The following is a 13,569-nucleotide window of genomic DNA, read 5'->3' on the forward strand; positions in this document are numbered from 1 at the left end:
GGGACGGAGGCGGGCGGGGCGAGCCGCGTTGGTGTTCAGTGTCGGATTATCTCCAGACCGGGCGGCCCAGATTGATCTGGCTGGAGTCGGTGAGAGCCCCGGCCGCCGCGCCGACCACGATGGCCGGGGCTGCCGCCGCACCGACGAGCACGCCGGTGCCGAGCCCGATCGCACCGCCGGACAGGCCGCGATCGCCGGTTGAACTGCCGCAGGCGGCGAGCGCCGCCACTGCGATGAAGAGAAGGATGCGCATGTATCTTGCCCACGTTCGTCCGGCCTCAGCCGGGCCGTGGCGGACCCTAGCACAACCGCAGATTGCGCGACAAACCCCCTCACGGCTCGAAAACCTCGGGGAATGACCTGCGTGCAACATCCTCGTCGATGCGCAGCAAGGCGTCATAGGATGTGGGGTCGAACGGCTCCTCGGCAGGCACCACCTCGCGCCCGAAGAGCCACGACAGGCGCCCGGCATCGAGGTTGCCGCGCTCGAAGGGCTCGGCCCCGAAATGCTCCCAGAGGGCAGCCATGAAGGCCGCGTCGGCCTCCCGGTCCTCCTTGCGGCGGTCGCGATAGCGCTCCCGCGCCTTGAGCTCGGTCGCGCCCTTGGGCGAGGCGCGGCGCAGCACGAACTGGTAGTCGGTGCCGCGCAGGCGGCCGGGGAACCCGCGGTGCTTCAGCATGGCACCGCCCCCGGCCGCGAGGGCCCGTTACTGCCCGGCCGCGAGGGCCAATTACTGGATGGCGAGACCCACGCCCGCACCGACGAGGCCGCCGACCGCGGCACCGTCCTCGATATCGTTGCCCGTGGCCTCGGCCGCGATGGCCCCTGCCCCGGCACCGACCGCCGCGCCGGTCGCGACCGCGCAGCCCGACAGGCCGAGAATGAGGAGAAGCCCCGCAGCGGGGTAGAAGAAGACGTTCCGAACCATCGCATCCTCCGGTTGCTGTGTCCCTGGCGAAGGGACAACGGGCCATGCGCGATTTGGTTCAGGAACAATGGCGCGAGGGGCGCAGCGCGACCGCGCCCCCCGGCTGTATCAGCGGCGTTGGAACGTCCCGCTGCCGACAGCGGCCGCACCGACGGCAGCGCCGATGACGGCACCTTCGGTCTTCTCGTTGTCGGTCGCTTCGGCCGCGAGGGCGCCGAGCCCTCCGCCGAGCACGGCCCCGGCTGCGACCTCGTCGCCCCGGACGCCGTTGCAGCCCGCCAGAAGCAGGATGCCGAGGCCCGCGAGCGCAGGCAGGCTGTATGATTTAACCATGGATCCCTCCGTAGGGTACATCTGGGTGATGCCCACGGCCGGGGTGAAACCGTGGACGGAGGATCAGTTGGTCGCGGCGCCGACGGTCGCGCCCACGGCTGCGCCGCCGATGGCCCCGTCGGAGATGTCGCGATCGGTGATGGCCGCAGCGGCCGCGCCGCCCACGGCGCCGATGGCCGCGCCCCGTGCCGCACCGGCCTGCTGGCTCTGCGTGCAGGCTGCGAGACCGGCGAGAGCGACCGCGAAGGCGGACATACGGATGATGGACATGTCAGTGCTCCTTTCCACTTTGACGTGTGCGGAGAGAACCACGACATTTCGTCACGGTTCCATAACAGCACCGTCAACGCGGCGGCGGAGTTCCGCCCATCAGTCACGCAGAGCCTCGATCAGTTCGTCCTTCGTCATGTCCGAGCGCCCCTTGATCTCGAGCTCCTGCGCCCGGTCGTAGAGCTCGTCCTTCGTCCATTGCTCGTAGGGTTTCGCCTTCCCGCCCTTCTCAGACGGGTTCATGTCGTCATTGGCCTGCGCATTGGCGATGGCCGCGGCCTTCTGCTGGTCGTAGCCCTTGTCGCGCAGCGCCTCGTAGGTCTCGTCGTCCTTGATGGACGGTCCGTGATCCTTGGTCATGTCATCTCCTCCTGTGATGGAGGGGGAGGTAGCGCGAAGCGCCGCATGGACCCGCCAGCGGGCCCGCAGTGCGGGATCGTGAAGCAACTCGGCAATGGCCTCGGAGGTGCCCGGCGGCACCCGCCCCTCCACCTGTCCGCCCGCCCGCACCCGCAAGCCGGAGGGACGGCGGCGTACCTCCACCACCGGAGAGAACCCGCGCAACCGCTTGAGCCGACGCCACAGGTCCTGCCGCACCTGATGCGCCAGCCGCCCCCGCCGCAACGGCGGAAACTCCGCTGTGGCCTCCACATCGAAGCGCGGCGGCAGGCGCCGGGCGAGCGTCAGCACCTCGGCGTCGCGAAGGGTATGCCAGCGGGAACCGCTCATGGCTGTCCAGACATAGGAAACGAGGCGATGAGGGCGGCGCCCGAGCCTGGGTGGGCGCTCACGACATCAGAGCCACTTGATACGTCCCAAGCCTCAAAACCGGTGCTCCCGGCAGACACGTCACAATGCGCCCTCCCGGGGGGAGGCTCGGGCGCCGCCCGGCGGTGCCGCCGGGCGATACCGGTATGGAGCGCAGCACTCAAAACCGGTCCGGGCTCACCTGGATCAGGACGCATCGCCACCCTCACAACGGAATGTTGTCGTGCTTCTTCCACGGGCGGTCCTGGCGCTTGTTGCGCAGCATCGCGAAGGCGCGCGTGACCCGTCGCCGGGTCGAGTGGGGCATGATGACCTCGTCGATGAAGCCCTTCTCCGCCGCCTTGAAGGGGTTGGCGAAGGTCTCCTCGTACTCCGCCGTGCGCTCCGCGATCTTGTCCGCGTCGCCGAGCTCGGAGCGGTAGATGATCTCCACCGCACCCTTCGCGCCCATCACCGCGATCTCCGCCGTCGGCCAGGCGTAGCTGATGTCGGAGCGAATGTGCTTGGAGGCCATCACGTCGTAGGCCCCGCCATAGGCCTTGCGCGTGATGACCGTGACCATCGGCACCGTCGCCTCGCCATAGGCGTAGAGCAGCTTGGCGCCGTGCTTGATGACCCCGTTCCACTCCTGCGAGGTCCCCGGCAGGAAGCCCGGCACGTCCACCAGCGTCAGCAGCGGGATCTCGAAGCAGTCGCAGAACCGGACGAAGCGCGCAGCCTTGCGCGACGCCGCGATGTCGAGGCACCCGGCCAGCACCATCGGCTGGTTCGCCACCACGCCCACCGTGCGCCCCTCCAGCCGGATGAAGCCGGTGAGGATGTTCTTCGCATACGCCCCCTGCATCTCGAAGAAGTCGCCCTCGTCGGCGATCTTCGTGATCAGCTCCTTCATGTCGTAAGGCGTGTTGGGGTTGTCCGGGATCAGCGTGTCGAGGCTGTCGTCGATCCGGTTCGCGTCGTCGAAGCTGGGCCGGACCGGCGGCTTCTCGCGGTTGTTTAGGGGGAGCAGATCGACGAGGCGGCGCACCTCGCCCAGCGCCTCGACGTCGTTCTCATAGGCCGCATCGGCGACGGAGCTTTTCGAGGTGTGGGTCGCGGCACCGCCCAGTTCCTCCGCCGTCACGGTCTCGTTCGTCACGGTTTTCACCACGTCGGGGCCGGTGACGAACATGTAGGAGCTGTCGCGCACCATGAAGATGAAGTCGGTCATCGCGGGCGAATAGACCGCCCCGCCCGCGCACGGCCCCATGATGACGGAGATCTGGGGGATCACGCCCGACGCCTCGATATTCCGCTGGAACACCTCGCCATAGGCGGCGAGGGAGCCGACGCCCTCCTGGATCCGCGCGCCACCGGAGTCGTTGAGGCCGATCACCGGCGCGCCGTTCTGCACGGCCATGTCCATGATCTTGCAGATCTTCTGGGCGTGGGTCTCGCTCACCGAGCCGCCGAGCACCGTGAAATCCTGGCTGAAGACATAGACCAGCCGCCCGTTGATCGTGCCCCAGCCGGTCACGACCCCGTCGCCGGGATGCTTGTGCTCGCCCATCCCGAAATCGGTCGCGCGATGGGCGACGAACATGTCGTATTCCTCGAAGGAACCGGGATCGAGCAGCACCTCCAGCCGTTCGCGCGCGGTGAGCTTGCCGTTCTCGTGCTGCCGGTCGATCCGCTTCTGTCCGCCGCCGAGCCGCGCCTGCGCGCGCCGCTCCTCGAGCTGGTCGAGAATGTCCTTCATCGCCGGTTCCTCCCTCTTGTTGCGCTGCACACTAGCGGTGGGGTCCGCCCGCGCAACGGCTGTTCTGCGAATTTGCAAACTCTGACAGCAGCAGCCTCTGCGATTTGCGAAATTGCGAAGTCGCTTGCCACCGCCGCACCTCACGATATGAACACAGTTCAAAGGAGACGTCATGAGTGCAGTCGAAGATCGCCGCGCCGCCCTGCGCGAAACCCTGATCGACGCGGCCGAGCGGCGGGTCGAGGCGGACGGCCTCGCCTCCATCCGCGCGCGCGATCTCGCGAAGGAGGCCGGGTGCTCGGTCGGGGCGATCTACAACATCTTCGACGATCTCGACGCGCTGATCCTGGCGGTGAACCTGCGGACCTTCGCCAAGATGGGGGCGGAGATCCGACAGGCCATGGCCGAGGCCGGCGACGTGCCCCCGGCCCAGCGCATGATCGTGATGGCGAACGCCTACCTCGACTACGCCTCGGCCCATCCGCGGCGCTGGCGGACGCTGTTCGATTTCCAGATGTCCATCGAGTCGGACGTGCCCGAATGGTATCTGAAGGCCCTCGGCGAGCTTTTCGAACTGATCGCCGCCCCCCTGCGCGAGCTGTTCCCGGACGCGGAGCCCGAGCGGATCGATATGCTGATGCGCGGGCTCTTCTCCTCGGTCCACGGCATCGTACTGTTGGGCGTGGAAAGCCGCATCTCCGGCGTCCCGCGGGCGCGGCTGGAGGAGATGATCGCCTTCATCATCACCGCAGCATCTGACGCCACGTTACACTGAACAACGTTCACGAATGACTTGAACGGCGTTCAGGAATCTCCAATTCTCTCCCCGTGAACAGCGTTCATGGAGGAAACAGGATGCTGAGACTGATGGATACGCTGATCCGGGGCGCGCGTGCGCGGGCCGAGGATGCAGTCACCGACCGCTATGCGATCGAGCTCATCGAGCAGAAGATCCGCGACGCGCAGGCGAGCTTTCGCGCCGCCAAGACGACGCTGGCCACGCTGATGCAGCGCCAGCGCGTGGAGGAGCGGACGGTCGAGGAACTCGACATCCGCATCGCGGACCTGACGGACCGCGCCGCCCAGGCGCTGGAGGCGGGGCGCGAGGATCTCGCCCAGGAGGGGGCGCTCGCCATCGCGGATCTGGAGAACGAGCGCGCGGTGCGCCAGCAGACCCTCGACCGGCTGGAGGCGAAGGTGACCCGCCTGCGCCACAGCCTCGACCGGGCGAACCGGCGGATCATCGACCTCAAGCAAGGAGCTATCGGCGCGAAGGCGGTGGAGCGGGAGCGGCGCGCGCAGGCGGGCCTCGGCCGGACATTCACTTCGACCCCGCATGTGCAGGAGGCCGAGGAGCTGATCGCCCGCGTCATGGGCGCCGACGACCCGTTCGAACAGGACGAGATCCTGCGCGAGATCGATGCCGAGCTCGACCACAGCAACGTCGCCGACCGGCTGGGCGAGGCGGGCTTCGGCAAGCGCTCCCGGGTCAGCGCAGACGACGTGCTCGACAGACTGAGGAAGGGCGACTGACACCCGCTGTCATCCTCGGACGTGATCCGGGGGTCTCCCACGAAGCGGGAGATGGCCCGGTCACGCCGGACCATGACACCCCCCTTGCCGCCGTCATCCTCGGACCGGATCCGAGGATCTCCTAGGAAACCGGGAGATGGCCGGGTCGAGCCCGACCATGACGCCCCTTGCAACCGTACCCCGGGCCGCTGCCCGCGGCCCCTTTTCAACCGTCACCCTCGGGCCTGACCCGGGGACCTGCCGAAACCAGAGACCAACGAGAGGAACTTCAACATGATCAACGACAACGGAAACTCGATCTACACGACCTTCAACTTCGCCGGCGTGGCCGTCGCCTACGGGATGCTCGCGCTCTCGATCTGGCTCGCCCCGGTGGACCTGTCGACGAAGGGGTTCTGGGGCATGGGGGTGTTTCTGCTGACCCTGAGCCTCGTGAACCTCGTGAAGTACCGGATCGATAACCGCATCCGCGAGGACCGGATCCGGCAGCTCGAGGCGGCGCGCGACGACAAGCTGCTCGAAGAGTTCGTGACCGACCCCAAGGTCTGATCTTGCGCCAAGGGTTTGCAAAGCCCTAGCGTCGGCTTTGCAAACCGGAGGCGCCATGACCCGCACCAAACTCTATGCCGGCGTCCAGCTCCGCGAGCTGCGGCGCCGGCATGACCTCACGCAGAAGGCCTTCGCCGCGCGGCTGGGCGTCTCGCTCTCCTACCTCAACCAGATGGAGAACAACCACCGCCCGGTGGCCTCCTCCGTGCTGCTCGCGCTGGCTCGGGAGTTCGCCTACGACATCTCGACCCTCGATGCGGGCGAGGCGGAGCGGCTGGTCGCCGACATGAAGGAGGCGCTGGCCGATCCGGGGCTGGGCGAGGTGCCGGTGCCTGACCTGTCGCTGGTGGCATCCAACGCCCCGGCGCTGGCGCGGGCGTTTCTGGCCCTCCACCGCCAGCATCGGGAGGTGCGGGATCGCCTCGCCACGCTGGACGCCCGGATGGCGGGGACGGGGCACGCGCCGCAACCCTGGGAGGAGGTGCGCGACTTCTTCCACTACTGCGACAACTACATCGACGCGATCGACCGGGCGGCGGAGGGCTTCGCCGCGCGCCATCTGACGGGCGTGGACGCGCTGGAGGATTGCGCCGCGTGGCTCAAGGCGCAGGGCACCCAGCTCATCCGCCTGCCGCGCGGACCGCTGCGCCGGTACGAGGGCGATACGCTCACCATCTCGACGGAGCCGGAGCGGGCGACCCAGCTTTTCCAGGTGCTCCACCAGGTCGGGCTGATCGCCCATGGCGACCTGATCGACGCGACGCTGGACCTCGCGCGCTTCTCGACGCAGGACGCGCGGGACATCGCGCGGGTGGGGCTCGCGAACTACTTTGCCGGGGCCGCGCTGCTGCCCTACGGCGACTTCGCCCGAGCGGCGCGGGAGATGCGGCACGATCTGGAGCGGCTCGCCCGCCGCTTCGGCGCCTCGATCGAACAGGTGGCGCACCGGCTGTCGACGCTGCAAAGGCCGGGGGAGAAGGGGGTGCCCTTCTTCTTCGTCCGCGTGGATCCGGCGGGGACGATCACCAAGCGGCACTCTGCCACCCGGCTGCAATTCGCGCGGTTCGGCGGGGCGTGTCCGCTCTGGAACGTGCATCGGGCCTTCGAGACGCCGGGGCGGTTCCTCACCCAGCTCGCCCAGACGCCGGACGGGGTGCGCTATGTGTGCCTCGCCCGTGAAGTCACGAAGCCCGGCGGCAGCTATCGCGCGCAGGTCCCGCGCCACGCGATCGGGCTGGGGTGCGAGGTGGAGCATGCCGGGGAGCTGATCTACGCCGACGGGATGCGGGTGGACGACGCCGCGGCCTTCGAGCCCATCGGCGTGTCCTGCCGCATCTGCGAGCGCACCCGCTGCCACCAGCGCGCCCTGCCCCCGCTGGAACGCCCGGTGCGCATCGACGCAAACCGCCGCGGGGCGTTGCCGTATGCGCTGGAGTGAAGCCCTACGGTAGGCCATCTGAACCGAGGATCGCGTCCGATCCCGAGGGCGAGGTTGGGCGCCCCGGCGGGACTATTGATCTGCTGATCTGCGATTGCGCCGAGAATCACTAATCTATGCGAATGCCAAAATGAGATCGGGGCTAGGAGGGCAGCGCCCGACCCTGGGTGGGCGCTTCGGGACCCGTGAACAGCAGCCGAATTTCGCAAGCCTCCGAGCCTCAGTCAGAATTGACCCGTCGCAAAAGCGCCCTCCCGTGGGGAGGGTCGGGCGCTGCCCGGCGGTGCCGCCGGGCGGAAAGCTCGGGCGCCGGCCTCCCGTTGCGCCGGTGATTGCAAACCGCCCTGCCCCGTGCCTACCTGTGCCGAAACCGAAGGAGGCCCCCATGGAAATGTCCGGAACCCGCGAGATCGCAGCCCCGCGTGCCACCGTCTGGGCCGCGCTCAACGACCCCGAGGTGCTCAAGGCCTGCATCCCCGGCTGCCAGGAGCTCACCGGCTCGCCCGAGGACGGCTTCGAGGCCACCGTCGTCCAGAAGGTCGGACCCGTGAAGGCGACCTTCAGAGGCGGCGTGACGCTGGAGGACGTGACAGCCCCCGAAAGCTACCGCCTCGTCGGCGAGGGCAAGGGCGGCGCCGCGGGCTTCGCCAAGGGGGCCGCGGACGTGAAGCTGACCGAGACGGCGGAGGGCACGGAACTCGCCTACACCGTCGACGCCAAGGTCGGCGGCAAGCTCGCCCAGCTCGGTTCCCGCATCGTGGACGGTTTCGCGAAAAAGATGGCCGACCAGTTCTTCGAGCGCTTCAAGGACGAAGTGGAGGGGGCTGGGGTCAGCTGAGGCGTCCCGCCTTGCGGATCAATGCGGGGTAGTAATTGAACGCGCAGTCCCAAACGTGCTCATCGTTTATGGTTGGACCCCAGGAAATCTGAAACCACGCTTCATCAATATCCTGCGCCAATAGAGCCACCATCGCTTTCGGGAGGCCAGTTTCCGCAAGCTTTTCCTGTTGCCCCCTCAGCGACCAGACATTTCTGAAATACGTCTCGAGCGTGAGAGCAACAGGGTACTCTTCGTCCCCTTGAGTATATCGCGGAACACCGAGATGGATTGGCTTGGCGAAGATCTTGGCATGCGCATCAAGAGCACGTTGCACGCCCTCTTCTCCTCTCCAAGCCTCTCTTTCAATATCATTGAATTCGGTGTGAAAGCCTTGCTGATGAATTACGATCAGCGGGATGAGTACCGCTAGGTTGAGAGGAACGGGTTTATCCCAGACATGCATTGTATCGGCGATGATGGTGAGACACTGCCGCGCGTCTCTCAGCGAAGCATTCTGCGCCTCCAGCATCTGTTCCAAGACATGGAGCGGATCGACGTCATGTGGCATGGGAAGTTCTGCATCCCGAATGATGCTTGCTTCTGGCGAGTTTAAAATGATCCCTTGCAGGCTACCCTCATCGAACCGATACGTCCGGTCAAAGAACCGCCGCAGGTAGGCCTTCGCGTCGAAGCCCTCGCCGTAGACCGCGCGGATGGAGTGCTGGAGTTGCTCCGTGTCCGTCGCGATCACGAAGGCAACGTTCCTCACGCCGAAGAGGTGCTTGATGCGCTCCAGCATCTCGATGGCGTAGGTGGGACGGCAGCGGTCGAGCTCGTCGATCAGGATGTGGAGTGGGGTGTCGCGGTCCTTCACGGCTTCGACCAAAGCTTCCTTGAAGTCGGTCACGGTTTTCTGCTGCGTCTCGAACCGCGCTATGAGGGCGGTGCTCGCCTCATCCAGCGCCGCCGAAAGGCCGGCTTCCGTGATCTCGGCCCCGGTCTCGCCGATCTGCTCGGCCACTTCCTCCACAGCCTCGCCGATCATCTTGCGCCCAACCTGTTTTGCCATGCCCTTTCCGATGGTCAGGGCCATGCGCGAGCCCTTCTGGAGCAGGGAGTTCGCCACTGTCTCGGCCGAGCCGCTCCCTGATCGCAGCGCCTCCGTCACCGCCTTGAGCACCGGCAGCAGGGGATCGTCGGCGAAGTCGCTTTCCCACGCGTTCACCATGACCGCGTCGTCGCCGAGGCGCTTCTTCAGGAGGCGCAGGAAGGTCGTCTTGCCCATGCCCCACGCCGCATCGACGTTGAGCACCAGGCCCTGCGGGCCAGTAGCGCGGGCGGCGGCGAAGCGAGCGACGGTTTCCGCATCTTCGCTCCGCCCCAGGACGTCGTTGATCTTTTCCATCGGCGGAGCTTCAGCGCTAAGCTCGCGCCACGCAAGATGGAGGGTCGCGATGATCTCGCCCGACTGGGTCCGCATGATGGCGCGCTACAATGCCTGGCAGAACGGGCTCGTCTACGACTGTGCCGAGCGGGTGGGGGCCGCGGCGCGGCAGGCGGAGCGCGGGGCCTTCTTCGGCTCGATCGAGAAGACGCTGAACCACCTCCTGTGGGCCGACCGGATGTGGATGAGCCGCTTTGCCGGGACGCCGAAGCCGAAGACGGGCTCCATCGCCGCCTCGGTGGGGGAGGAGGCGGACTGGGCGACGCTCGCGGCGGAGCGGGTGGCGATGGACCGCGTGATCTCCGACTGGGCAGCGGGCTGGAGGCGGGCGCGCTAGAGGGCGATCTCACCTGGTTCTCCGGCGCCTCGGGGCGGGAAGTGACGAAGCCGCTCGCGGGTCTCGTGGTGCATTTCTTCAACCACCAGACGCATCATCGCGGGCAGGTCAATGCGATGCTGACGGCGGCGGGCGAGCGGCCGGGCGATACCGATCTGTTCCTGATGCCCGGGTGAAGGCGGCTCAGGCGAAGGGATCCTCCGGGTAGCCGACCTCCATCAGGTAGAGCCCGTCCGGCGGGGCGACGGGGCCGCAGCGGGCGCGGTCGCGGGCGTCCAGGGCGGCCTCGACATCGTTGGGGGTCCAGGCGCCCGCGCCGACCCGCTCCAGCGTTCCGGCGAAGCTGCGGACCTGGTTGTGGAGGAACGAGCGGGCGCGGACGTAGAGGTGGACCTCGGCGCCCTCACGCCGGACGTCGAGCGCATCGAGCGTCTTCACCGGGCTCAGCGCCTGGCACATGGTCGAGCGGAAGGTGGTGAAGTCGTGCCGGCCGAGAAGCCGGTTCGCGGCCTCCTGCATCGCATCCACGTCCATCTCCTGCCGGACCTGCCAGACGAGACCCGCATCGAGGGCCGCGGGCGCGCGACGCGGCAGGATGCGGTAGAGATAGCGGCGGGAGATGGCCGAGAAGCGGGCGTGCCAGTCGGGGGCGACCTGCGCGGCTGCGGTGACGGCCACGGGCAGCGGGCGCATGTGGTGGTTGATCGCCTGCGACAGGCGGAAGGGATCCCAATCGCGCTCCGTGTCGAGATGCGCGACCTGCCCGCGGGCGTGGACGCCCGCGTCGGTCCGGCCGGCGCCGGTGACGGTGGTGTTCTCACCGAGCTTCGCTGTCGCTTCCTCCAGCGCCTGCTGAACGGAAGGGTGCGCGCGCTGGCGCTGCCACCCGGCAAAGGGCGCGCCGTGATACTCGATGCGGAGGGCGTAACGGGGCATGACGCCTTGGCCTAGCGGGCGCGGGTGAGGGAGGCAAGTGGGGGTACTGGCGGCATTCGAAGCGCTGAGGGCCGCGCCCGACCTGGAGGGCGCTTGCGGGACGGTGTTGATGGGGCCGCGCCCTCAAGCATCGATGTCGTGCCTTCTGCGAATGACAGCGACAACGCGTCCTCCGGGGGGAGGGTGATCCGGCTTCTCGGAAACTATCCGGTGGACAGTTTCGCCGGATCACGGGCGGAGCCCCGAGCGGGCGCGGCCCGGCCTATCAGCCGGGCGAGACAACCATTCTGCGAGGCGCCGCCCCAGACTTGATCCGCAGGCTTTTGCTATCGAAGCGCATGATCTTCCAAAAGGTCCCGGCGCTTCGGCCGGGACGGTGGCGAGGGTTGTCATGGTCGGGCTTGGCGCGGCGGTCTTCAGGAACGGGAGATCCTCGGGTCGAGCCCGAGGATGACCCCGCGTTGGGAGACCGCAGAAGGCGGTACCGTGGCCGTGGCCCGGACGGCATGCGTTCTAGAGCGCCGCATCGACCCTTGAAGCGCCGCCCCGGACTTGATCCGGGGCCTCCCGCCAACGGCCCCAACGCCACGGCTCCACTGAGACCACCCCGAACGCCGTGCTCGCATTCCGGGCCCGCCGCGCCCATATTGGCCTTCGCACCGATCGCGAGGCCGCCCTTGATCATCAACGACATCGCCGACGGGCTCCTGCGGGGGGTCGAGGATGCGCAGGCCGGGCTGCGGGAGGCTCTGTTCGACCCGGTGATCCGGCTCGGGGTCACGGGGCTCAGCCGATCGGGCAAGACGGTCTTCATCACCTCGCTGGTCGCCAACCTGATGGAGCGGGGGCGGATGCCGCAACTCCGCGCCGCCGCGGACGAGCGGATCACGACCGCCTATCTCCAGCCCCAGCCCGACGACGCGGTGCCGCGCTTTGCCTTCGAGGATCACCTCACCGCCCTCACCGGACCCGAGCCACATTGGCCGGAGAGCACGCGGGCGATCTCCCAGCTTCGGCTCTCGCTCAAGGTGCGGCGGGGCAACTGGGTGACGGGGCTCGGCGGGCCGCGGACCGTGCATCTCGACATCGTGGATTATCCCGGCGAGTGGCTGCTGGACCTGCCGTTGATGGAGAAGAGCTTTCGCCAGTGGTCCGACGAGGTGTTGGCCGCCGCGCGCGATCCGGTGCGGGCGGAGCATGCCGCGCCCTGGCTCGCCGCACTGGAGGAGGCCGATCCGGCCCGCAAGCTCGACGAGCCGGAGGCGCAGCGGCTCGCCGCCGCCTTCACCGACTATCTCGGCCGGATGCGCGCGGCGGGGCTGTCGGGCTTTGCCCCCGGGCGCTTCCTGATGCCCGGCGATCTGGCGGGGAGCCCGGCGCTTACCTTCGCTCCGCTGCCCGCCGGGGCTACGCCCTCGGGCTCGCTGGCGAAGGAGTTCGCGCGGCGGTTCGAGGCCTACAAGCGGCTGGTCGTGAAACCCTTCTTCCGCGACCACTTCGCCCGGATCGACCGGCAGGTGGTGCTTGTCGACGCGCTCGGCGCGATCCATGCGGGGCCGCCGGCTGTGGAGGATCTGCGGGTGGCGATGACCAACATCCTGGAGGCGTTCCGCCCCGGCCCGAACTCCTGGCTCTCCGCGATCCTCGGCAAGCGGGTGGAGCGGATCCTGTTCGCCGCGACCAAGGCGGACCACCTGCACCATAGCCAGCACGCCGCTCTGACCGCGATCATGGAGGCTCTCCTGGCGGACGCGAAGCGCCGCGCGGATTTCAAGGGCGCGCAGACGCAGGCGCTGGCGATTGCCGCGATCAGGGCGACGGTGGAGCAGGAGCTGGCGCATCAGGGGGCCAAGCTGCCGGTCGTGCGCGGCCGGCTGGAGGACAGCGGGAAGGAGGCCGCACTCCATCCCGGCGACCTGCCGAGCGATCCCTCCGCACTGCTGGTGCCGGCGCGCAAAGGCGCTGCGGAATGGCTCGACGAGGGCTACTCCGTGATGCGCTTCGCGCCGCCGGTGCTGAGCCGTGCGCCCGGAGAGGGGCCGCCGCATATCCGGCTGGACCGCGCGGCGGAGTTCCTGATCGGGGATCGGTTGCTGTGACGGGGGTGCTGGAGAGCGTGACGTTTGGTGGTTCGGCCGCAGTTGCGTTGAGCAGGTGGAAGCGCGCTGAGGGCGGCAAGCCATCTGGGCACCTACGTCGCTCACCTGTCCTGCCCGGCTGCCAGGCCGGGCCGCGCCCGCCCGGGGCTCCGCCCGCGATCCGGCGAAACTGTCCACCGGACAGTTTCCGGGAAGCCGGATCACCCTCGCCCAGGAGGGCGCGATGGCGAAGTCATTCGCAGAACACGCAAGGTCGACGCTTGAGAGCGCAAACCCATCAATACCGTCCCGCAAGCGCCCTCCAGGTCGGGCGCGGCCCTCAGCGCATCTCCGCTCTGACAGGGCAAGGCGCTGCAACTAGCCACGTTCATGCGG

At 68.1% G+C, this 13,569-nt stretch carries 17 protein-coding genes; 8 read left to right on the forward strand and 9 right to left on the reverse strand.

All coding sequences use genetic code 11. The features are described 5' to 3' along the window. Positions 1-46 precede the first annotated feature (46 nt). From I0K15_RS05185 to I0K15_RS05220, 7 genes are all read right to left on the reverse strand, one after another. Entirely contained in the window at positions 47-253 is a 207-nt protein-coding gene (locus tag I0K15_RS05185) for a hypothetical protein (RefSeq protein ID WP_196104342.1), read from the reverse strand. Positions 254-332: 79 nt separating this feature from the next. Continuing rightward, positions 333-680 carry a hypothetical protein gene (locus I0K15_RS05190; RefSeq protein WP_196104343.1) on the reverse strand — a complete coding sequence of 116 codons (348 nt, stop codon included), beginning with the start codon at positions 678-680 and terminating at the stop codon, positions 333-335. A gap of 51 nt (positions 681-731) precedes the next feature. Next, on the reverse strand, positions 732-929 hold the full coding sequence (locus I0K15_RS05195) for a hypothetical protein (protein ID WP_196104344.1): 198 nt from the start codon (positions 927-929) through the stop codon (positions 732-734). A gap of 108 nt (positions 930-1,037) precedes the next feature. After that, the gene (locus I0K15_RS05200; protein ID WP_196104345.1) at positions 1,038-1,262 is read right to left on the reverse strand and encodes a hypothetical protein; all 225 of its coding nucleotides are present in this window, start codon (positions 1,260-1,262) and stop codon (positions 1,038-1,040) included. Positions 1,263-1,325: 63 nt separating this feature from the next. Beyond that, positions 1,326-1,532, reverse strand: a complete 207-nt coding sequence (locus I0K15_RS05205; protein WP_196104346.1) for a hypothetical protein — start codon at positions 1,530-1,532, stop codon at positions 1,326-1,328. Between the two features lie 99 nt (positions 1,533-1,631). Then, entirely contained in the window at positions 1,632-1,892 is a 261-nt protein-coding gene (locus tag I0K15_RS05210) for a DUF7218 family protein (protein WP_196105375.1), read from the reverse strand. Between the two features lie 613 nt (positions 1,893-2,505). After that, positions 2,506-4,038: an acyl-CoA carboxylase subunit beta gene (locus tag I0K15_RS05220; protein ID WP_196104347.1), complete on the reverse strand. Its 1,533-nt coding sequence runs from the start codon at positions 4,036-4,038 to the stop codon at positions 2,506-2,508. Positions 4,039-4,210: 172 nt separating this feature from the next. Here I0K15_RS05220 and I0K15_RS05225 point away from each other — a divergent pair, with 172 nt between their 5' ends. The 5 genes from I0K15_RS05225 to I0K15_RS05245 all read left to right on the forward strand — a co-directional run bounded on the left by I0K15_RS05225 (position 4,211) and on the right by I0K15_RS05245 (position 8,396). Beyond that, on the forward strand, positions 4,211-4,813 hold the full coding sequence (locus I0K15_RS05225) for a TetR/AcrR family transcriptional regulator (protein ID WP_196104348.1): 603 nt from the start codon (positions 4,211-4,213) through the stop codon (positions 4,811-4,813). 80 nt (positions 4,814-4,893) lie between these two features. Further along, positions 4,894-5,571, forward strand: coding sequence for a PspA/IM30 family protein (locus tag I0K15_RS05230; RefSeq protein ID WP_196104349.1), 678 nt, complete (start codon positions 4,894-4,896; stop codon positions 5,569-5,571). A gap of 273 nt (positions 5,572-5,844) precedes the next feature. Continuing rightward, positions 5,845-6,120 (forward strand): YiaA/YiaB family inner membrane protein, encoded by a 276-nt coding sequence (locus I0K15_RS05235; RefSeq protein ID WP_196104350.1) that lies wholly within the window; start codon positions 5,845-5,847, stop codon positions 6,118-6,120. A gap of 55 nt (positions 6,121-6,175) precedes the next feature. Beyond that, the gene (locus I0K15_RS05240; RefSeq protein WP_196104351.1) at positions 6,176-7,558 is read left to right on the forward strand and encodes a helix-turn-helix domain-containing protein; all 1,383 of its coding nucleotides are present in this window, start codon (positions 6,176-6,178) and stop codon (positions 7,556-7,558) included. Between the two features lie 385 nt (positions 7,559-7,943). After that, positions 7,944-8,396: an SRPBCC family protein gene (locus tag I0K15_RS05245; RefSeq protein ID WP_196104352.1), complete on the forward strand. Its 453-nt coding sequence runs from the start codon at positions 7,944-7,946 to the stop codon at positions 8,394-8,396. Here I0K15_RS05245 and I0K15_RS05250 read toward each other — a convergent pair. Then, complete coding sequence (locus I0K15_RS05250; protein ID WP_196104353.1) at positions 8,389-9,783, reverse strand: KAP family P-loop NTPase fold protein; 1,395 nt, start codon at positions 9,781-9,783, stop codon at positions 8,389-8,391. The genes I0K15_RS05245 and I0K15_RS05250 overlap by 8 nt on opposite strands. Before the next feature lie 49 nt (positions 9,784-9,832). On the opposite strand from I0K15_RS05250, the gene I0K15_RS21210 reads away from it, so the two are divergent. Continuing rightward, complete coding sequence (locus I0K15_RS21210; protein ID WP_338420758.1) at positions 9,833-10,159, forward strand: DinB family protein; 327 nt, start codon at positions 9,833-9,835, stop codon at positions 10,157-10,159. A 41-nt stretch (positions 10,160-10,200) separates the two neighbouring features. Continuing rightward, positions 10,201-10,335, forward strand: a complete 135-nt coding sequence (locus I0K15_RS21215) for a DinB family protein (RefSeq protein WP_338420759.1) — start codon at positions 10,201-10,203, stop codon at positions 10,333-10,335. A 7-nt stretch (positions 10,336-10,342) separates the two neighbouring features. Here the strand turns inward: I0K15_RS21215 and truA are convergent, their stop codons facing one another. Beyond that, on the reverse strand, positions 10,343-11,095 hold the full coding sequence (gene truA / locus I0K15_RS05260; protein ID WP_196104354.1) for a tRNA pseudouridine(38-40) synthase TruA: 753 nt from the start codon (positions 11,093-11,095) through the stop codon (positions 10,343-10,345). Positions 11,096-11,772: 677 nt separating this feature from the next. Between truA and I0K15_RS05265 the strand changes: the two genes are divergently transcribed. Further along, on the forward strand, positions 11,773-13,194 hold the full coding sequence (locus I0K15_RS05265; RefSeq protein WP_196104355.1) for a YcjX family GTP-binding protein: 1,422 nt from the start codon (positions 11,773-11,775) through the stop codon (positions 13,192-13,194). Positions 13,195-13,569: the final 375 nt, after the last annotated feature.

Origin of the sequence: Pontivivens ytuae, from assembly GCF_015679265.1 — a bacterium.
Classification (GTDB): domain Bacteria; phylum Pseudomonadota; class Alphaproteobacteria; order Rhodobacterales; family Rhodobacteraceae; genus Pontivivens; species Pontivivens ytuae.

Coding starts and splice junctions, on each gene's coding strand:
- I0K15_RS05240 (WP_196104351.1), top strand. CDS start 6,176: ATGACCCGCACCAAACTCTATGCCGGCGTCCAGCTCCGCGAGCTGCGG.
- I0K15_RS05245 (WP_196104352.1), top strand. CDS start 7,944: ATGGAAATGTCCGGAACCCGCGAGATCGCAGCCCCGCGTGCCACCGTC.
- truA (WP_196104354.1), bottom strand. CDS start 11,095: ATGCCCCGTTACGCCCTCCGCATCGAGTATCACGGCGCGCCCTTTGCC.
- I0K15_RS05220 (WP_196104347.1), bottom strand. CDS start 4,038: ATGAAGGACATTCTCGACCAGCTCGAGGAGCGGCGCGCGCAGGCGCGG.
- I0K15_RS05185 (WP_196104342.1), bottom strand. CDS start 253: ATGCGCATCCTTCTCTTCATCGCAGTGGCGGCGCTCGCCGCCTGCGGC.
- I0K15_RS05235 (WP_196104350.1), top strand. CDS start 5,845: ATGATCAACGACAACGGAAACTCGATCTACACGACCTTCAACTTCGCC.
- I0K15_RS21210 (WP_338420758.1), top strand. CDS start 9,833: ATGATCTCGCCCGACTGGGTCCGCATGATGGCGCGCTACAATGCCTGG.
- I0K15_RS05210 (WP_196105375.1), bottom strand. CDS start 1,892: ATGACCAAGGATCACGGACCGTCCATCAAGGACGACGAGACCTACGAG.
- I0K15_RS05230 (WP_196104349.1), top strand. CDS start 4,894: ATGCTGAGACTGATGGATACGCTGATCCGGGGCGCGCGTGCGCGGGCC.
- I0K15_RS05225 (WP_196104348.1), top strand. CDS start 4,211: ATGAGTGCAGTCGAAGATCGCCGCGCCGCCCTGCGCGAAACCCTGATC.
- I0K15_RS05195 (WP_196104344.1), bottom strand. CDS start 929: ATGGTTCGGAACGTCTTCTTCTACCCCGCTGCGGGGCTTCTCCTCATT.
- I0K15_RS05250 (WP_196104353.1), bottom strand. CDS start 9,783: ATGGAAAAGATCAACGACGTCCTGGGGCGGAGCGAAGATGCGGAAACC.
- I0K15_RS05205 (WP_196104346.1), bottom strand. CDS start 1,532: ATGTCCATCATCCGTATGTCCGCCTTCGCGGTCGCTCTCGCCGGTCTC.
- I0K15_RS05190 (WP_196104343.1), bottom strand. CDS start 680: ATGCTGAAGCACCGCGGGTTCCCCGGCCGCCTGCGCGGCACCGACTAC.
- I0K15_RS05200 (WP_196104345.1), bottom strand. CDS start 1,262: ATGGTTAAATCATACAGCCTGCCTGCGCTCGCGGGCCTCGGCATCCTG.